We start from the raw sequence: 17,927 nt of genomic DNA, 5'->3' as shown, positions 1-17,927 counted from the left end.
TACATCCTATGGTTAGAGGGTGGAAAAAAGACTACGTGTATCGAGAGGCCGGATTTCTATTTTTTGGGAGTAAAAGCAAGATACAAGCCAAATCCGATTAGTCCTGCGACAAACATCAATTGGGCAAAGACCAGCATCCCAAATAAAGTGAAGGCACCCACAAAGAATGGAGCCATGAGAAAACCAGCAAAGAACCCGCTTCGACTCAAGAGCCCCTGTACCCCCATCACCTTGCCGCGCAGCTCGTTTGGGGCTTGCTGCAAAAGTGTGCTCTCATAAACCTGTGCTGCCCCGGAAAAAAGACCCGCGAAACCCAAGAGCAGAAGCACAAACACAGCATGGTTTGCCGCGAATGCCCCTACAATCCCCACGGAACAAACAGCATAAGCGACGAGCATCCCATTCACCAGCTTTATCCGCAAACGAGCTGCCACATAGGAGCCAATCAAGCCTCCGACACTCATCGCCGTCCACATTAATCCGTGCAGAGTAGCGTCACTACTACGCAATTGATCCGCCAAAAATGGCAACCCGTAATTATACGCAGACGTACTGAGCGATACGAGAAAAGCTAACAGACTAATCGTCAGAAGCACGGGTGTTTCCCGTAAGTAGCGAAGGGTGACACGAAAGCCGCTCGATGCTTTTGACGCAGCTCGCGCATTGTCCCCCTTCTCCTCCCACCGAAGTTTCGTTAGAATCCATGCCGAGAAAAGAAAGCTGGCGGCATCCAAAACGATCACAATCGTATAGCCATAATGATCTGTCAGCCATCCTCCCAGCATGAAGCCTATGATGCCTACCAATGATTCCAGCCGAACCTTCAATCCATTGACTTGAACCAGTTGCTCACTCTCAAAAATTTGCGGCATGGATGCCTGAAAGCTAATATGAAACAGCGTATACAGCATGCCATTGAGAAAAGCCGCTGCAATTAATACATACGGTGTCGGATAAAAAGCGATGGCCACAATAGCAAGACCTGCCCCCATGTCGCTTGCGATCATGGTACGCCTTCTGTCCATTCGATCGGCCAATATGCCTGCCAAGGGACTAAACAGCATCCCTCCTAGTTGTCTTGCCACAAAAAAAGCGGTCATCCAATAAGCACTATGTTCAAATGTAAAAATCAACGCGCTACACGCGATCAAATTCATCCGTGATCCCAAGGACGACAACGCATTGACATACAAATACCATCTGTGATTCATCTGCATCCAAACCTCCCGATCATAACAGGTGGTTTGGATCAACGCCCCCTCTAGTGGGTGCGTACACTGATTATGGCAGTTGACATGCGCATGCCTCCTCAAAATTGAAATAAAAAGCTCATTTGTCCGGAACATTCTGACGGGGGCGCTTCCCCAAATCGTCCTGTACGGCATTTGCTGCCGCACTTCCATGATAGGTGGTATATAGGCTAGTTGTCGACAAAAAAACGGCTGCCATCCCGACAGCCGTTCAGATTTACTTCCTTTATCATTTTGTAAACGTAAGAGAATTCGCTACTTTTTGCAGACGCTCTTCTGCGGCCTTTGTTTTAGCCGAATCCACCAGCGACCAATACAGTAAATACGTACTGTTTCCTTTTTCGATAAAGTAGAGGGTGCGTTCGAAGCTTACGCCCGCTTCGTTTCCTTGGACATGCAGCTTGTGAGCAGGCTTACCTGCCAGCGTCGTGGCTTTATTTTCTTTGAGTGTAAATTTGATTGCCTTGCTCTCCTCAATGTTTTTGATGATGAGCTCCTTTACGGCGCTCAATTTACCGGGGATTGCCTGGAAAGTAAAATCTCCACCCAAAAATGCATAATACCGTCCTCCGTTCTCTCCCCCTGTTTCCTGCCAATACTCTGGAATCTCCAGTGAATACGTGGCATTCTTGTCTTTGATGATGACCGTCTTATTCTTGTCGATTTGATCATCATCCGCGATTTGCCCAAGTGACGGATTCATTTTCGAGGGATCGATGGATAAAGACTGCTTGATCGTACGCGTGAGGTCGGTTATTTCCTCCGTAGGCTCATCCTTCATATACGCGATCGTAATCAAATACTTGTACTTGCCTTTCGTGAAAAATAGATATTGATACGTATACCAGGTCGTTCCATCCAAGAAGCTGTATTCCTGTTCCTTTGCGGCCTCGCCTGCAATCGAGGTAGATCCTACTTCTGGACTGACCTTGATATAGTTTTCGTTTATATCTTCCCGATTGCGCTTTTCATGGTCTTTGACCCACTCGTCCAGCGTAAGACCTTGCTCCTTGGAGGTAATCTTGATCTTCATCCACTCTGTACCTGCATCATTAGAGAAGAGCATGTCTTCACTGTAGTTCGGAGTCCACTCCGCTGGTACTTTTACTTTTAAGGCAAAGTCATCGTTCTTGTACCAACGGTAGTTTCCTTCCACTGTGGACAAGTCCTTCACTGACTTTTCACCGGTCGGAAAGTCTAGGGTGAAGCTATCTAACAAGCTTTTGTAGAAACTGTATTTCGCAGGATTGCGGAAGTCGACCTCGTTCTCTAGCGTGAGCGTAACGTAATAGATGTTGCTCCCTTTTTGATAGGCTCGTTCTTCATTCATACTGCCTTCAGAAGACTTCGTGATCAGACGTGCATACGGCTGTTTTTCATTGGCTATGTATTCTTTTGACAGGATAGAATTTTCCGTCATGTCAGCCAAGCGGGTTAATAATCCGTTGCCTGAAAGATTCTCCGGTTGGTTCGTCTCAATGCTAACATCGAGCCAATAGGTTGCTTCCTTGGCGTCTTTGAACAGGACGTAATTCCCTTGGAAGCTCTGATGCGCTTGAATCATGCCAGTCGGGTACTTCATCGACCAGCCATAATAGCTATCACCAATCTTTGTTTTGCCCACATCGCTATCGAGGGAGCTGTCCGTCTTGAGGGCATCTCCTTGCTTTGCCCCCATGATGCTTACGTCTTTTGTCTTGGCATCGATCACAATCGTAAGCCCTAAGCCTTGGGTAAGTACCGTGAGCGGCACCATTGTTTTGCCGTTTTTCGTCTCGGGCGATGCGGTCAAGGTCACGGCCTTACCATTGATCCACACTTCCTTGCTGCCTGGCGCAAGCTTCACATTCTTTGTCTTGTAGATGAGCTCGATCAATTGCTTCTCGTTGTCATACTGAAGCGCAACTCCAAATGCGGAGGTTAATAGACTGAGTGGAACCATCGTCGTTCCTTGCGAGAGATACGGCTCCTCGACTGTGACATCAACACCGTTTACCTTCGCATTACTCGCGTTTAATTTAAGCTTTACCTCTACGTTTTGCTCTGCTTGTGTATTTGCTGCCCAAGCTACCTGACTTGTTGTCAATGAGACAGCCAGCATTGTTGCTGCACAAAGGACCTTCCAATTCTTCTTAGCCATGACGCTCTCCCCATTTCCTTTTCCTCTACGAATACTTGGTAAATTGCACTTTACGTTTAACCATATCGCCACCAGACTGCACCATGAGTTCTACGGTTTGCCCTGGCAAGTATTTTTTTAACAGCTCATTGAATTCAACCAATGTACTGAACGGAGCTTGGTTGATGGAATAAATGACGTCCCCCACTTGAAAGCCCGCCTTTGCCGCTGGTGAGCCCGGCTCAATGCGTGTAATGCGCAACGGCTCTTTCGTCGGAAGTCCGACCACAGCTGCCCAGCTCTCCTCCAATTCTGCACCCCAGTAAGGACGATTTACTTTGCCATACGTAAAAAAGTGGTTCATGACGTATTGCGCTGTATCTGCGGGGATCGCAAAGCTGAGATTATCGATCCCTACTGAAACGAATTTCATCGAATTAATCCCGACGACCTCGCCCTTTACGTTGACGAGTGGTCCCCCACTATTACCCGGATTGATGGAAGCATCTGTCTGGATCAAGCGATATGTCGAGCTGACCGACCGATTTGCCCCGCTGATAATACCCAGCGTGGCTGAATTGCGTAACGAAACAGAGATCGGTGTCCCAATCGCGATCACTGGCTCTCCTACACGGATCGCATAATTGGTAGCGAATTTTGCCGGCTGCAAGCCCGTTGCCTGAATCTTCACCAGAGCCAAGTCGCTCTCTTCATCCATATTCGTAACGGTTCCACTGTATTGCTTGCCGTCTACCGTAATGACTGTGAGATTGCGCATATCCTTTACGACATGGGCGTTCGTCAATATCCAGCCGTCCGCTTTAACAATGACACCCGTCCCATGAGCGAGATTAAAACGGTTATCTCTACCGCTCTCATTCCCCTCCGGTTTCCCAACTATCGCTACTACACTCGCAGAAACACGCGCTACTACCCCCGGAATATCCGCTTCCACGATGGATGCGTACGAAGTCTTTGATACAACTGGGACGTTTCCTTGAGCAAATGCCCCTTGCGATGCTCCAACTGTGAACATGATCATGAGCATGCCTTTAGCTAGTAGCCCTTTCTTCCTCTCCATTTACAAATCCCCCAATGAAATCCAAGTCCATACAAAAAAAAAGAGGCGCTCTATATTCTAAAGCGTCCCCTGATCAAACAAACGACTCTTCATTTACAATGTGATAATAATAAATAATTCCCTGTGTCGAAACAAGTCAACCTTTTCGACAAACATCGACATAGGTGGTGAGTGAACTGATTGTCGATAGCACAAAAAAGACGCTTTTTCTCTAAAAGCGCCTTAAACTCAAGTAATCCTGTTGATTTACAATGCAATAATAATGGTAAATAATTTCCTTTTGGACAAGCTCAGGCTATCACTTCTCTTGAAATTTAATCATATGGTGTAGGGAGTATGACTTTCGTTTGGGAGGTTATTTATGAATCTGGAACGTCTGGAACAAGCATTTGGCTCCCTTGTTTCGCCTACTCCTGCCCAGCTTAGACACGCTCTCGTATCCCTGTCTCCTTGCATGGAACAACTCGGTCCATACATCCCGGAGCCGCTAAACCTCCCTTATGGGCGCAAAGTATTATTCTCCACGCCACATGTAGAAGTGGTCTTGATCCATCTGCCGACAGAACAAGAATCCATTCCGCATAATCACGGTGATTCTTTTGGATGGGAATTGGTAGTCTCAGGCACGTTAACGAATATGATTTATGTCCAAACGAATAATGAAAATGAAGTTCTACGAGCACAAACAACTCATGTCAGCACGGGTGAATACTATTTTGTTGAGCCTGGGGAAATTCATGCCATTCGCAACAATGGACAAAGTCCGGTTGTTTCCATAAACGTTTACAGTCCTCCATTGCGTAATTGCCGCCAATATTGCCCCTTTGAACCGACAACATAATACTGATCTTTGTTTTTCTACAGGTTTTCTGTTATTTCCGATAGCTCATCCGCAGAGCTGGCTACCTGTGCCACTGCTTGGTTCATATCTTCCATGACTTTGAAGAAGTTTTCCAGCTCCCGCTGAATTCGTGAGCTCTGTTCTTTACTGTCTGAGACAGCGCTCATGATTCCTTCAAAAAAGGCATTCGTCTCGTTTGCTACCGCAGTGCTCGATTGGACTAGCGCTTGAATTTCTACCACAACAGACGAAAGAACCACTGTCTGTTGGTTCGTCTTTTCGATCAGCTCACGCACACCGAATACTGACTTTTTCGTCTGTTCCGCCAACTTGCGTACCTCATCGGCTACGACAGCAAATCCGCGTCCTTGTTCGCCAGCCCGTGCTGCTTCAATCGCAGCATTTAAAGCCAAGAGATTCGTCTGCTCAGCAATCGCCGTCACGACCTCGACAATCCCTTGGATTTTTTCGGCGTTCTTCTCCATCGCGTTCATTTCTTCCGAGATTTGCTTGACGCTGCTCTGAATCAAGCACATTTGTTCCTGTTGTTTTTCCAGCTTTTCTTTGCCTTCTCGGGACAGCTCTTGTGCTTTCGTGGAAAAGCCCGTGCCATTTTCAGCAAAACGAAGCACTTCTCTCGACTGTTCTGTCAGTTGCACCACAGACGCGCTGTTTTCTTCTGATACCGCTGCCAGCTCATGTGCGGAATTGGTCAGGAGGATTCGCAGCTCGTCCTTTTTGTCTTGATCCGCTCGCCGTGCCTTTTCATGCTCGTTTTCATATTCCTCCAGCACAATTTGCTGTTCGATGCTGAGAATCTTCGTGACGGCCGTGAAGGCTTGTACGAACTCGTCCTTGTCCGCGATGTTTTTTTGCAAGATATCAATCAAGGAGACCAGCATGTTTTGGAATGCACTCAAGTACCATTTTGGTTCCAAGCCAATTCGCATATGAATAACCGCAATTCTACTACGCTGTTCAATGTAAGCGCTGTCGATGCGTCCGCTAAACATTTCGCAGATATGGCGCTTCAACGTTAGTTTCAACCGTTCAATCGTGCTGTTTTGGTCTACAATTTTCATTAAAAGCGGTTCATTTTCAATACTGGCATAAAAGTAATCAATAATAGCCTCAATATTTTGAATGATAAGTGGTTGAAGTGCTTTCACAATGCTCAGTTCTTCTTCGGTCAGGTTGATCATTGCTAGTTGCTTCGCGAGTGTGCTTTTCCCTACAATCTGCACTTCCCCCTTTTCCTTCACCCCCTGAAAAAAAGATTCACTTTTTCCTTTCCCTTTTAATCCAAAAAAGGTGGAAAACGGACATGTGCTCATAGCCTGAACTCCTTTTATCTGAGTACATATGAATATCCTTTCAATTATATACCCCTTTACAAACGGGTGTAAACCGCCCAACTTGACAATGGGCGGTTGAATGAGCCTTGCTAACCCCTACATTTCCGCTTTCCTCACGACTGCCCGTTGCAGCTTCCAGCTCGTCTTGTCCCATTTCCAGTACGACTCCACATACGCGATCGTATCGGCGTTGGCAACACCGCTGACTCTCTGCTCCCCTTTTAATTCACAGATGCCATCGCGGTTCTCATCGATGGGCTTGAGTACGCTGAAGGTGTTAGGTAATACCTCTACTGGAGAAACCAGCTTCCCGTTCTTGTAGACACCATTTTCTTCATAGATTTTTTTGCGATCAGACAAATCGAGAACGACAGTCTCCCCCGTCTCCTTGATCGTCAACTTCACTTTGTAATGATCCTGATAGGAGCCCGAAATCGTCAAGGGTTGCGGAACAGGCAGAATCGCCGGCTTATTGTTCTTGTCTGCGAACAAATAAAACTCAGACGTCCCTGCACTGCCCCCAGTCGGCGCCTGAAGCAAAATTTGTTGCACACCCCCTCCGGTAAAATCACAAAAGAACATCTCCGGCTGATAGGCGCCATACGGTGTTGTAAAAAAGGTTGTTTTTTTCGCAACGGGGTCTTGTACCATGATTTTCAAGTGTTCGAAGTAAGGACTGTCTGCTGCAAATCTCTTTCCTAGCAGCGTTATCAGATCTGGCTTACCATCGCCTGTCACATCCTGCCGTTTAATCTGGATTTCCTCAAACACAGTCGGAGGAGGCTGTACGTCTCTCGCCTCTAAGGCAAGAGCAGCTTGTCCCCAACCAGCTCCTGTCAACATCCATACGATACAACCAATCATACCTGCCCTCTTGCTTGTCCACATGTCGATACATCCACCTTTTCATCTGCTCAGCTTATCTGTAGTATGCAAAAAATGGCTTTGGTCATACCGTCCTACACGGTAAAATAAGAGAAAGGGAATGTAGAAAGTGAGGAACACTATGGCAATAAAACGTGCGGAGGTTCGCATGAGTACGAATCATAAGGAATTACCATCACTAGCCGAAGCGGGAAAGCGGACGAGTTGACGTTCATACATATAGGATGAAGGCTTTCATCGAGGAGGCGAACTTGCATGACGACTCCCAAGCAAGAGCGCATATCAAAGGCTCCGCCTAGCCGCCGAGCACTTCGCTCTGCTTATGAACTGATTCTCACACAAATCTGGCCCCGTCTACCCGCCGCAACCGAATCCACTTGCAGGAGAATCGAACATGAAGATCAGACTCGTACAAAACGGAATCATCACTGAGATAGAAGACATCGAAGAGGCTGCTACTCCACCTGTGAACGGGTTTTACTGGATTCATGCCTCGCCATTCGATTTGGATATTTTACAGCCGCTGTTCGGACTGCATCATCTGGCTGTGGAAGACTGTATCGACGAGGAAGAACAGCGGCCCAAGCTGCAAAACTACGAGGATCATTACTTTATGGTCATCAATGGCATTACCTTTCACAATCATGATATCTTCTTGCGTGAAATCAATATTTTTCTGGGCAGCAGCACCATCATCACCGTAACGAAGCAGGAGGCCCCTGAATTCACTACCATGCTTTCGATCATCCGGGAAAAGGAAGTCAATCGCCCCGATGCATTTCTCTACTACCTGGTCGATCAAATTGTCGATCTTTATTTTGATGTGACCGAAAAAATTGAAGACCTGCTTGAAGATCTGGAAGAACAAATTTTGATGCACACGAAAAAATCCCATCTGGATCAAATTATCGGGCTGCGCAGTGAAATCCTGTACGCCCGTAAAATGCTCGTACCCCAGCGGGATTTGATTGACGCCCTACATAAAAAAGAACTCCCGCTCATTCAACCTTATCTGCGGAAGTACTTTGGCGATATTGTAGACGATGCCAGCAAAATTGTAGAGAGCTTTGAAGCCTTTCGCGAGCTCATCGGGAACTTGCGCGAAGCGTATCAAGCGGCGCTTGCTGGCAGAGCCAACGATATTATGCGTGTTTTTACCGCCTTGACGACGATTTTTATGCCGTTGACGATTGTGACCGGTATATACGGGATGAACTTTGATGTGATGCCTGAGCTGCGTTCACCCTACGGCTACTACATCGTACTGGGATGTATGGCGGTAATCGGCACGACGATGTTTATCATTTTTAAAAAGAAAGACTGGCTCTGATTATACCAAATCGCCACAAGCGATGATCATGAGCGTCAGCATTTTGGACAAGTCACACTCATAGGGATGCTCGATATCCCGACCGTCCTCATCCACCAGAATTCTGACGATCGGACGGCTCGGCATTCCTTTGTTCGAATCGACAACGACACCAGACAGACCATTGTTCAGGGTGACGGTCAGACCAACAGGGTAGAGTGCAATCGTATTTCGCAAAGCCTCTACATAGACTTGGTCAAACAGTTTGCCTGAACCGGAGTAGAGTACCTCCATCGCTTCGTGAGGAAGCATTCCGCGACGGTATACCCGATGCGACGTCAGGGCATCGAATACATCAGCCACAGCCATCAAGCGACCAAACGGATGAATCTCTTCTTTTTTCAGTTGCCGTGGATAGCCTGTGCCATCCCAGCGCTCGTGATGCTGAAAAGCACAGTGGGCTGCAAGCAACGGGATGTCGTCTTGCCGACGAAGCATTTCAAAGCCGATCTCCGTGTGTCTTTTCATAATTTCAAATTCTTCTTGCGTCAGGCGGCCCGGCTTTTTCAAAATGTTGTCTGGGATATGCACTTTACCGATGTCGTGGAGCATACCGCCAATACTAATCTCCAACACATCTTTTTCCGAACAGCCGGTATTGATGGCGAGAGCTGTGCTATACAAGGCAACGTTAAATGAGTGCGTGAATATGTAATTGTCGAAGGCGCAAGCATCTGCCAATAAATTTATGGCTGAATCACTGTTGTTCAATTCATCCGCAACGATTTGCATGACATCACGCAGCTTACGTCCCAAACCCTTGTCCGAAAAAAGCTGCTGCCATTTGTCCGGGACTTGATGAACAGTTCGGAATGTATCGTGAATCATGGACATTGCTTGTCTGCGAGTATTTTCGGAAATGACTGTCTCCACGATGATATCATCGGTGCGCTTGTCTTGAATGTAGAGACTGTTCACGTTTTTGGTTTTGAGTCGATCTATCATTCGTTGGGTTAGTTCTACTCCGGCCCCAACGAGAATCGTTCCATTCTCTGTATAGATGGAACGAGCCAGTTTATCACCCGGCTGGCATTTTTGAATGGATTTCAGTCGCATTTCCTTTCCTTCGCCTTTCCTCAGGGTACCCCTATTATAGCGTGATTCGACTTGATTCTACATGAAATTTTTTCTAGATTTCCATTTCATGTCTATCGAGGAAAGACGCTTAGGACGAGTTTGTCTGAAAGAATCCTTGTTTGTCAAGGGAGATGATCATATGCCGCTTATCGAAAAAGAATTAACGCAGCCTCTTTCATTATGTGACCAGGATGGCCGCTTGCTTCCCGAAGCGGTTGGCTGGTCCCGTTATCCGTTGCATGACTGCCAATTTAGTGGGCATTGGCTTCGCCGGAAAAAATGGAATTTTTGGTTTATCACCGCGCCTGAATGTGCGATGTCGATTGCGATGGTCAATTTGGATTACGCTGGCATTGTCTTTGTCCATTTTATTGATCTAACGACAGGGGAGACCGCGGACAGTGCCGTTACGGTTCCTTTTGGTGTAGGGATTCGGCTTGGTGCCACTGTAGATGATCCTTGCCATTTTGCGAGTCGCAAGCTCTCCGTCTCCTTTCACCCAGAAGCCAGCGGAACGAGCGTACAAGCGACTGCCATTTGTCCCGGTGATAAGCCTCTCTCGCTCGACATCGTGATTGATCCGCCAGCCGAGTCCTTAAATGTCGTGATTCCGTGGAGTGCGGAGCGCTTTCAGTTCACATCGAAGCAAACGGCCAGGCCTGTGCACGGCACCATTGCCTATAACGGGAAAACCTATTTGCTCGATCGACAGAATGCTTTTGCTAGTTTGGATTTTGGACGTGGCGTTTGGCCGTATCACACTCGCTGGAACTGGACGACCTGCTCTTTCCGTCACGCGGAAGGTGTCGCAGGCTTTAACTTTGGCAAAGGCTGGACGGACGGAACAGGTATGACGGAAAATGGCTTGATGATCGACGGTGTCCTCTACAAGCTGAGTGAACAAATGCGTTTTTCCTACGATCCTGACAACCGGATGCTCCCTTGGACGCTTGCGAGCGAAGAATCGTCTGCCGTACGCCTTACCTTTACACCACTCTTTGCTCGAACCGAGCACAAAAATTTTGCGTTGGTGCGGACCACTCTGCATCAAGTAATCGGCCGATATGACGGGACACTCTCAACACCTGATGGAAAAACGGTTGTGGTGCAAAACAAGATCGGAATCTGTGAAGAACAAAATGCCCGTTGGTAAAACAGGAGCGAGAAAACTAAAAAACCTTTGTCATCGGACAAAGGTTTTTCTATAGGCAAACCATTTGTTGTTTTACAACATTTTCACGACAGCATCCCGCCCAATCATCCCAGCAGTAATCCCCTTCTCCTCCGCCGTCGTCGTCACGGACTCCAGCGGTGCATCCAGCAATTCCTGTATGGTCTTGACCCCCACCGCACGACCGGCAAGAATTTCTCTCGCTGCTAGCCTTTCGTTTAATAGCCCTACATCCAGCGCCCCACACATGATGTAGCCATGATCGGTCGTTACAGCCAATAGCGTCGTCTTGGGCAAACGAACAGTGACAGCAATAGCAGTCCCCTCTGGAAAGTGGATTGGCACTACCTCGACCATCAAGATTCCTCCCTTTTCTCTCCTGTCTGTTAGCGTTACCATCCTATGACATTTAGCAGAGAAAGGTGAGGTTTGAATGAAGGAGCTCCCTGATCGAATTTTAATGCATGATGCTTGTCGGAAAGTGCTCATCCTCCATCGCGACTTTCCGTTTCATGACTTCAATCATATACGTTGCGAGCATGTGAAACAGCTCTTCTTCGTCCATTTCCTCGACCAAGTCCAACAAATCATCCCGAGACTGCTCAGCGAGAATGCCGACGATAACCGCCGTAATGTCCTCTTCATCGCCATTAAAATGTCCTCTGTACAGCTCGTATACCTCATCAATGAAGCGCATCGCTCGTCTCCTCCCGTTTTTCGATAGCATTCCCGAAAAAACGGTCTCTACGATTGGTTTTTTGACGCGGACGATATCTTTTCCCAACGAGGAAGAAACGCATTTTGCAGCATCTGCTGGTCCTTTATCGTGATGGCGAGCACCTCACGTAGCATCTCGGGTAAGAAAAACGTAAGCTCACTGCCGAGCAGCAACTCGGGAAACATGCGATTGTACATAAACATATCGATCGTCCCGACTCGATACAGACGCTCGCGATCAAGCGGTTGCCCGTTGACTTCAATCTGGATAATTTGCGGCTGGTCATCCTCACTGTAGCGAATGTGCAATCCGTCCACGCACATCCAGCCTTCTATTTTGCCGCGAAAACCATACCCGCGCAGCTCCCGCTGAATCATTTCCGGTTGAATGGCTTGCTCCAGAACAGTGGTGAGCTGTGCGCCTGTAATCGTGACCGCACAGGCATTGATCGGGTGTGGTATACTGTGCAGCAAATCGGCAAAAGACAAGCTGCCCCGCGGCAAATCTGCAAGCAACAACCCACCATTTGCCATGCCGATCTCAGCACCCGTCCATTTGCGAATACTCGCTGCGATGAAGGAACCATAGGGGGTCTCCTCCGTCCAGCCTATATGCAGGTCTTGCTCCAGTTGCGCAATCGGCTGAAACAAACGATTTTGTGCCCATACTTTTTCACTCTCAATGAACTGGCTCAATGATTCGTCTACCTGATACTGTTCTGTGTGAAAAAGCTCTGCGCGCACGTCTTTGATGCCATTTTGAGTCCTGTCCCAGACGAGCTCTACATGACCGACATACTCGCCAAATCGCCCGGCTTGTGTGATCAAGGTGCCTCCTATGCGTTCTCCATGAGGCAGCGCCCGGTGAGAGTGTCCGCCCAAAATGATATCTAGGCCATCGACTTCACTAGCCAGCACACAATCTGTCTGATAGCCGAGATGCGAAAGCAAAATGACAACATCCACTGCCGAGCGCAGCGCTGCAATCTGCTCACGCAAAATCGGAATCGGTTCCTTGATCTCCCAGCCCATACTTTGATAAGAGGGACCAAAGGGAATCGTCATTCCCAAGATCGCCAGCCGCAGCTCGCCGACGGTATGAATAGCATATGGTACAGCCCAAGACGGGACAGAATTGGTTCTCGGTTCAAACAGATTGCCTGTAATGATCGTGAAGCGTGCATCTGTGTACAGTTCATTCAGCTTGTCTTTTGGGAGTGTGATGCCTTCGTTGTTTCCAATCGTCGCGTATTGAATCTCGCTTCGGTTCATGATCTCGACATTTGTTTTCCCAAAGCTCGCTTCCGATCGGATATCCATTCGATCCATATGGTCTCCAATATCGACCGTCAGCACATGCTCTCCCCTGCCCTCCCACTCTTCTCGATGTATGCTCAGGCAGGTTGCAATTCGCGGCATCGTATCAAAATGGCTATGCAAGTCATTCGTGTGCAAAATATGTAAGGTACAGGTGTCAGCCACGGCTTTCCCCTCCCTCTCGTCTCATTATCCAAAAATCATCCAAAAATCGCTTCCCCGATCATTTGTATGGCAATTCCCAATATCAGAACACGCAAAAACAGCACGATGGTGCGACCCTTCATTTTACTGGCAATAATCGCTCCGAGCTTTCCGCCCGCCCATGCCCCTGGTGCGAGCATCGCTGCATACAGCCAGTGTACGTTGTCGTGGAAGATATTCGTGATTGACCCAACCACCGCTGATAAAAAGATGACCAGCATGGACGTAGCCGTAGCAATGTGTGGCGGGAAGCGAAACAAAATCATCATGGCTGGAACCATCAGGATGCCGCCACCCACGCCAAATAGCGAAGAGGTAATCCCGACAAAGAAGGCAATCGTAATCACGGACCATTTGCTATACCCGTACACGTATTCATTTCCTTCGTTGTCAACAAAGTGGCGTTGAACTTCCCACTTAATGCTGCGTGGCTTGATTTTGTCTTTGACCATCAATACGACAAACATGCAGAGCTGAAACAAGCCAAACAGCAGCGAAAAGCCCTCCACTGCTAGTAATGTATTAAGATACACGCCCACAATAGCACCTGGGGCACTCCCGATAAAAAAGAGCATAGCACTCTGCTTATCTACTTTTTTTTGTTTGAGATAAGAAAGAGAAGAAGAAAGGGCGGTTACCGCAATCACGATTAGCGAAGTCGCCGCTGCTACTTGCGGGTTCATCGATCCAGGCGTGTACCAGTTCGCAAAATAAAGCAGAGCAGGTACGAAAAAAATCCCACCACCCAGACCCGCGATACTGCCAATGACACCAGCCACGACTCCAATGATGACAAACAAGATGGCAATTACTGCAAGCATGAAACTCCCCTTCTTTCTAGCTACGTGGAGAACAGGTCCATCTGACGAGGATTCAGACCAGTAGGTGCAAGGCCAAGCATCTCCGAAAACTGCTTCGCATTCGCCGCTGCATCTCCTCCAGAGTTATTGTTGAACAAAATGCAGACTTCATCCGCTTCCTGTTCGAGCAGTCTGATGTGTTCAACCCACTCTGCAAGCTCTGTCTCACTGTATCGATATAAATAACGGACATCTCGCCAATTTTGTCCCTCTCCGGGATCTCGCCAGCCCGCTTTGTTGCGCCCATGAAAGCGAACCAACGCCAAGGATGGCTTGGTCACGGCAGGAACAATCGGGACTGAGCCTTTTCCGACTTGCGGTTCGTCACATACGACATGTGTCGCTTCGATCTTGCGCAAGAAATCAAGCGTTCGCTCCGAATAGCGTGATTCAAACCAGCTTTGATGGCGAAACTCCACCGCAAACGGATACGCCTGCATGGCTTGGCGGCAAGCAGTCACATACTGGACATGCTCCCGGGTGCAATCGAACCACGGCGGAAACTGAAACAGCAATGCTTTGAGCTTGCCAGCCTCTACGACGGGCTGAATGCTCTCCTCAAACTGGCGAAACAATTCCCGTCTGCTTCCCGAAGCATCCCCCCGTTGATGTCCCGTCATCCCTTGATGAGGCTTGACGATAAAGCCAAATCGTTCAGGTGTATCCTTCACCCACGATTCGTAATTTCGCTGTGGTAAAATAGCGTAAAAAGAACTATCCACCTCTACAATTGGAAAGTGGCTGGCATATACAGACAGCTTGTCTCGATTGCGCACACCTTGTACGTACAATTCGTGCTGATCTCCCCAGCCGCAAACTCCCACTTGTATCGTAGTCATCGAATGCTAACCTCCAAATCATAGCCAAATAGAGAAGAAGGACAAAAGCCGAATGAAAAATCCCGCTTGGTTGGGTGACCCCTTTGCGATTAAGAATAACAAAATATTCCTAACGAAAAAAGTAGCGAAACGCCTCCTGGCCGAAGCACAAGAGGCGTTTCCTTATGAGTATTCTGCTTTGCTCGTAGGTCATGGAGCAACGATTACTGCCTATGTACCGATGCCAAACTCACCTGACAAGCATGTGTTCGCTTGGGATGGGACAACGTTTCTTCAAGCCTTGCAGCACATTCGCAAGAACGATCTTCAATGGTTAGGTGTCTTACATACACACCCCCATACGCCGCCAATCCCTTCTGCACGCGACATTGCTGGCTGGCATTATCCCACGCTCAGCTATTGGATTGTAGGACTCGCATCCGCCCAGCCAGCATGGCGTGTCTATCAATGGGTACAGAATGAAAATAGCGGGTCATTTGAAGCACGTGATTACACACTGACAGAAGCGGCTTGTGACGATGAGGAAACCACTGGTTCTTCTCCCCCAAAAAACTCTTGATACAAAGCAATCACAGCACGGTCTGCCTCTTCGGCCTTCACCCCAAACATCATGCTTACTTCCGATGAACCCTGATTGATCATTTCCAAATTGATTTTCGCAGAAGCCAAAGCCGTAGTGGCTCTCGCCGTTGTCCCCACCGATTGACGCATGCCCTCCCCGACAATCATGACGAGCGCAAGACTATGCTGAACAGCGACATCATCAGCGAACAGCTCCCGGCGGATGCGCTCTACAATCCGCTGTTCCTTCTCTTCCGTGAGATCACGCTCGCGCAGAATGACGGAAATGTTATCAATCCCAGATGGGGTATGCTCATACGAAAGCTCTTCCTCCTCCAAAATTTGTAGCAGCTTGCGACCAAAGCCAATTTCGCGGTTCATCAAATACTTACTGACGTAAATGCTGCAAAAGCCGCCGTCACTTGCAATCCCCGACACTCCGTTTGTAGCAGCTCCTCGCTCGGCCACAATCATCGTACCAGGTGCAGACGGATTGTTCGTATTCTTGATGCATACGGGTATATCTGCTTGATACGCGGGAATCAACGCTTCCTCGTGGAATACACTAAAACCGGAATAGGACAGCTCCCTCATCTCTCGGTACGTAATCTCTGTTACTTTTTTCGGATTGGCAATGAGGTTTGGATTGACCACATAAACAGAGTCCACATCGGTAAAATTCTCGTAGACTTCTGCCTCAACTGCCGCAGCCAAAATCGAGCCCGTAATATCCGAGCCACCTCGTGAAAAAGTAACCAGATCACCGGCACGCGAATAACCGAAGAAGCCAGGGAAAATGACGATTCCCTCCCGCTCTCGCAATGTCGCCAATTTGGCATACGCTTCAGGGAGGATATGCGCATTGCTTGCTTCATCCGTAACCAGCATTCCTGCATCCTTTGGATTGATGTAGGTCGCCACCTCACCCAAGCTCTGCAAATAACGAGCAACAACCTTGGCGCATGTATCCTCTCCGGCAGCTTTGACTGCATCCATGAATCTTTCCGTGGACAAGCCCGCCTTGTTTGCGAGAACCTCCTCGAGCTCCGCTTCGATCGCTTGACCGATCTCGGCAGAAAGCCCGAGATCTGCTACGATCTCCCGATAGCGCAAGAAAATTGCTTGTTTCGCTTCCTCTGTCGGTTCCCCAGCCAAAGATCGCTCCGCATAGGCAATTAACAAATCAGTAACCTTCGTGTCTTCCTTGTTCCGTTTCCCAGGTGCCGATACAACAATCAATCGTCTATCCCGATCCGCCATAACAATTTGGCATACTTTTTTTATTTGCTCAGCATTCGCCAGAGAAGTTCCCCCGAATTTTGCCACCTTCATGATTGATTCCTCCACCCAACTCTCACGTCTTATGTTCTTACTAGCTTAATTTATCCACATAAAAAGAACAAGTGTCTTTTCCACGAAGACACACGAGAATATTCATCAAGATTTGTCGCATAGTAACGATGAGTACATCATTACGTACAGCCACCTAGCACGAAAGTCTCTGCAACGAGGTGAACGAATGAAAAAGCATATCCTCTTTTTCCCCCTTTTGCTAGCTGTCATTCTGGCTCCTTCCTTCAACGAGACAGCCAATGCCATTCGGGGAAAAAATCGCGAGTATTACGAAACAAGAGGAGATATCGTTTGGGAAGTGCCGACAGAGAGCAAGGTGATTGCCCTTACCTTTGACGATGGTCCAGATCAGGTATACACTCCTCAGATCGCAGCGCTTTTGAAGCAATATCAAGCGAAATCCACCTTTTTTGTCGTAGGCAATCGTGTGAGCGAGTACCCGGAAATCGTCAAATCTCTCGCGAATGATCAACATGAGATTGCCAATCACACTTACAGTCATCCAGATATTCGAAAGCTGTCCGCGAAGCGACTGTTAGAAGAGGTGCAAAAAACGCAGGAGACGATTTATTCGGCAACAGGGGTTCGTCCCACCCTCTTTCGTCCTCCGGGGGGATATTATGACGAGACCGTGGTCGATACAGCCAAGCAAGCTGGTTTTCTCGTGATCATGTGGTCCTGGCATCAAGATACACGTGATTGGAGCGATCCCGGTGTAAAAAAAATCGTCAACAAGGTTTTGAACAACGCTCGGAATGGAGACATCGTGCTATTTCATGATTACGGAGGCAATCGAAGACAGACCGTACAAGCCCTCGAGCAAATATTGCCTGAACTGAAAAATAGAGGGTATAAATTCGTCACGGTCAGTGAATTGTTGAGAGGATATGGACGTGCAAAGCAGGTAGACTATCCTTAATTTTTTCCA

General features: G+C 48.0%; 18 protein-coding genes. 6 read left to right on the top strand and 12 right to left on the bottom strand.

The features are described 5' to 3' along the window. Positions 1 to 56: 56 nt before the first annotated feature. From ODZ53_RS16535 to ODZ53_RS16525, 3 genes are all read right to left on the bottom strand, one after another. Positions 57 to 1,211, bottom strand: a complete 1,155-nt coding sequence (locus tag ODZ53_RS16535; RefSeq protein WP_372678414.1) for an MFS transporter — start codon at positions 1,209 to 1,211, stop codon at positions 57 to 59. A 268-nt stretch (positions 1,212 to 1,479) separates the two neighbouring features. After that, positions 1,480 to 3,390, bottom strand: a complete 1,911-nt coding sequence (locus tag ODZ53_RS16530; RefSeq protein ID WP_372678412.1) for a stalk domain-containing protein — start codon at positions 3,388 to 3,390, stop codon at positions 1,480 to 1,482. Positions 3,391 to 3,415: 25 nt separating this feature from the next. Continuing rightward, positions 3,416 to 4,450: a S1C family serine protease gene (locus ODZ53_RS16525; RefSeq protein ID WP_372678410.1), complete on the bottom strand. Its 1,035-nt coding sequence runs from the start codon at positions 4,448 to 4,450 to the stop codon at positions 3,416 to 3,418. A gap of 361 nt (positions 4,451 to 4,811) precedes the next feature. Between ODZ53_RS16525 and ODZ53_RS16520 the strand changes: the two genes are divergently transcribed. Beyond that, complete coding sequence (locus ODZ53_RS16520; protein ID WP_015893064.1) at positions 4,812 to 5,291, top strand: cysteine dioxygenase; 480 nt, start codon at positions 4,812 to 4,814, stop codon at positions 5,289 to 5,291. A 17-nt stretch (positions 5,292 to 5,308) separates the two neighbouring features. Here ODZ53_RS16520 and ODZ53_RS16515 read toward each other — a convergent pair whose 3' ends face one another. Further along, positions 5,309 to 6,625 carry a globin-coupled sensor protein gene (locus ODZ53_RS16515; RefSeq protein ID WP_199926643.1) on the bottom strand — a complete coding sequence of 439 codons (1,317 nt, stop codon included), beginning with the start codon at positions 6,623 to 6,625 and terminating at the stop codon, positions 5,309 to 5,311. A gap of 117 nt (positions 6,626 to 6,742) precedes the next feature. Next, a complete protein-coding gene (locus ODZ53_RS16510) occupies positions 6,743 to 7,534 on the bottom strand; it encodes a hypothetical protein (RefSeq protein WP_372678407.1) in 792 nt (263 codons plus the stop codon). 252 nt (positions 7,535 to 7,786) lie between these two features. Here ODZ53_RS16510 and ODZ53_RS16505 point away from each other — a divergent pair, with 252 nt between their 5' ends. Then, on the top strand, positions 7,787 to 7,963 hold the full coding sequence (locus ODZ53_RS16505; protein ID WP_372678405.1) for a hypothetical protein: 177 nt from the start codon (positions 7,787 to 7,789) through the stop codon (positions 7,961 to 7,963). Further along, a complete protein-coding gene (corA, locus tag ODZ53_RS16500; protein ID WP_372678403.1) occupies positions 7,926 to 8,861 on the top strand; it encodes a magnesium/cobalt transporter CorA in 936 nt (311 codons plus the stop codon). Before ODZ53_RS16505 ends, corA begins: the two co-directional genes overlap by 38 nt. Here corA and ODZ53_RS16495 read toward each other — a convergent pair whose 3' ends face one another. Continuing rightward, positions 8,862 to 9,956, bottom strand: coding sequence for an HD-GYP domain-containing protein (locus tag ODZ53_RS16495; RefSeq protein WP_372678401.1), 1,095 nt, complete (start codon positions 9,954 to 9,956; stop codon positions 8,862 to 8,864). A 160-nt stretch (positions 9,957 to 10,116) separates the two neighbouring features. Between ODZ53_RS16495 and ODZ53_RS16490 the strand changes: the two genes are divergently transcribed. Next, complete coding sequence (locus ODZ53_RS16490) at positions 10,117 to 11,130, top strand: DUF2804 domain-containing protein (RefSeq protein ID WP_372678399.1); 1,014 nt, start codon at positions 10,117 to 10,119, stop codon at positions 11,128 to 11,130. Positions 11,131 to 11,202: 72 nt separating this feature from the next. On the opposite strand, the gene ODZ53_RS16485 is transcribed toward ODZ53_RS16490, so the two are convergent. The 5 genes from ODZ53_RS16485 to ODZ53_RS16465 form a co-directional block, all read right to left on the bottom strand. Continuing rightward, positions 11,203 to 11,505: a YunC family protein gene (locus ODZ53_RS16485; protein WP_007715663.1), complete on the bottom strand. Its 303-nt coding sequence runs from the start codon at positions 11,503 to 11,505 to the stop codon at positions 11,203 to 11,205. A gap of 100 nt (positions 11,506 to 11,605) precedes the next feature. Continuing rightward, a complete protein-coding gene (locus ODZ53_RS16480; RefSeq protein WP_372678396.1) occupies positions 11,606 to 11,845 on the bottom strand; it encodes a DUF6154 family protein in 240 nt (79 codons plus the stop codon). 47 nt (positions 11,846 to 11,892) lie between these two features. Further along, entirely contained in the window at positions 11,893 to 13,347 is a 1,455-nt protein-coding gene (locus tag ODZ53_RS16475; RefSeq protein WP_372678394.1) for a bifunctional metallophosphatase/5'-nucleotidase, read from the bottom strand. A gap of 35 nt (positions 13,348 to 13,382) precedes the next feature. Beyond that, the gene (locus ODZ53_RS16470; protein ID WP_372678392.1) at positions 13,383 to 14,207 is read right to left on the bottom strand and encodes a sulfite exporter TauE/SafE family protein; all 825 of its coding nucleotides are present in this window, start codon (positions 14,205 to 14,207) and stop codon (positions 13,383 to 13,385) included. Positions 14,208 to 14,227: 20 nt separating this feature from the next. Beyond that, on the bottom strand, positions 14,228 to 15,085 hold the full coding sequence (locus tag ODZ53_RS16465) for a DUF72 domain-containing protein (protein WP_087343397.1): 858 nt from the start codon (positions 15,083 to 15,085) through the stop codon (positions 14,228 to 14,230). 52 nt (positions 15,086 to 15,137) lie between these two features. On the opposite strand from ODZ53_RS16465, the gene ODZ53_RS16460 reads away from it, so the two are divergent. Further along, entirely contained in the window at positions 15,138 to 15,644 is a 507-nt protein-coding gene (locus ODZ53_RS16460; protein WP_372678390.1) for a M67 family metallopeptidase, read from the top strand. On the opposite strand, the gene ODZ53_RS16455 is transcribed toward ODZ53_RS16460, so the two are convergent. Next, positions 15,575 to 16,978: an aspartate kinase gene (locus ODZ53_RS16455; protein ID WP_372678388.1), complete on the bottom strand. Its 1,404-nt coding sequence runs from the start codon at positions 16,976 to 16,978 to the stop codon at positions 15,575 to 15,577. The genes ODZ53_RS16460 and ODZ53_RS16455 overlap by 70 nt on opposite strands. Positions 16,979 to 17,165: 187 nt before the next feature. Between ODZ53_RS16455 and ODZ53_RS16450 the strand changes: the two genes are divergently transcribed. Then, positions 17,166 to 17,918: a polysaccharide deacetylase family protein gene (locus tag ODZ53_RS16450; protein WP_015893078.1), complete on the top strand. Its 753-nt coding sequence runs from the start codon at positions 17,166 to 17,168 to the stop codon at positions 17,916 to 17,918. Positions 17,919 to 17,927: the final 9 nt, after the last annotated feature.

Origin of the sequence: Brevibacillus sp. BD137 (genome assembly GCF_041644655.1) — a bacterium.
GTDB lineage: Bacteria > Bacillota > Bacilli > Brevibacillales > Brevibacillaceae > Brevibacillus > Brevibacillus brevis_D.
Note: the sequence above shows the minus strand (reverse complement) of the source record. Positions and strands in the feature narration are given on the sequence as shown.

What these genes read in the sequence shown, in the direction of transcription:
- ODZ53_RS16535 (WP_372678414.1), bottom strand. Translation starts at nt 1,211, where the DNA reads ATGAATCACAGATGGTATTTGTATGTCAATGCGTTGTCGTCCTTGGGA.
- ODZ53_RS16530 (WP_372678412.1), bottom strand. Translation starts at nt 3,390, where the DNA reads ATGGCTAAGAAGAATTGGAAGGTCCTTTGTGCAGCAACAATGCTGGCT.
- ODZ53_RS16525 (WP_372678410.1), bottom strand. Translation starts at nt 4,450, where the DNA reads ATGGAGAGGAAGAAAGGGCTACTAGCTAAAGGCATGCTCATGATCATG.
- ODZ53_RS16520 (WP_015893064.1), top strand. Translation starts at nt 4,812, where the DNA reads ATGAATCTGGAACGTCTGGAACAAGCATTTGGCTCCCTTGTTTCGCCT.
- ODZ53_RS16515 (WP_199926643.1), bottom strand. Translation starts at nt 6,625, where the DNA reads ATGAGCACATGTCCGTTTTCCACCTTTTTTGGATTAAAAGGGAAAGGA.
- ODZ53_RS16510 (WP_372678407.1), bottom strand. Translation starts at nt 7,534, where the DNA reads ATGTGGACAAGCAAGAGGGCAGGTATGATTGGTTGTATCGTATGGATG.
- ODZ53_RS16505 (WP_372678405.1), top strand. Translation starts at nt 7,787, where the DNA reads ATGACGACTCCCAAGCAAGAGCGCATATCAAAGGCTCCGCCTAGCCGC.
- corA (WP_372678403.1), top strand. Translation starts at nt 7,926, where the DNA reads ATGAAGATCAGACTCGTACAAAACGGAATCATCACTGAGATAGAAGAC.
- ODZ53_RS16495 (WP_372678401.1), bottom strand. Translation starts at nt 9,956, where the DNA reads ATGCGACTGAAATCCATTCAAAAATGCCAGCCGGGTGATAAACTGGCT.
- ODZ53_RS16490 (WP_372678399.1), top strand. Translation starts at nt 10,117, where the DNA reads ATGCCGCTTATCGAAAAAGAATTAACGCAGCCTCTTTCATTATGTGAC.
- ODZ53_RS16485 (WP_007715663.1), bottom strand. Translation starts at nt 11,505, where the DNA reads ATGGTCGAGGTAGTGCCAATCCACTTTCCAGAGGGGACTGCTATTGCT.
- ODZ53_RS16480 (WP_372678396.1), bottom strand. Translation starts at nt 11,845, where the DNA reads ATGCGCTTCATTGATGAGGTATACGAGCTGTACAGAGGACATTTTAAT.
- ODZ53_RS16470 (WP_372678392.1), bottom strand. Translation starts at nt 14,207, where the DNA reads ATGCTTGCAGTAATTGCCATCTTGTTTGTCATCATTGGAGTCGTGGCT.
- ODZ53_RS16465 (WP_087343397.1), bottom strand. Translation starts at nt 15,085, where the DNA reads ATGACTACGATACAAGTGGGAGTTTGCGGCTGGGGAGATCAGCACGAA.
- ODZ53_RS16460 (WP_372678390.1), top strand. Translation starts at nt 15,138, where the DNA reads ATGAAAAATCCCGCTTGGTTGGGTGACCCCTTTGCGATTAAGAATAAC.
- ODZ53_RS16455 (WP_372678388.1), bottom strand. Translation starts at nt 16,978, where the DNA reads ATGAAGGTGGCAAAATTCGGGGGAACTTCTCTGGCGAATGCTGAGCAA.
- ODZ53_RS16450 (WP_015893078.1), top strand. Translation starts at nt 17,166, where the DNA reads ATGAAAAAGCATATCCTCTTTTTCCCCCTTTTGCTAGCTGTCATTCTG.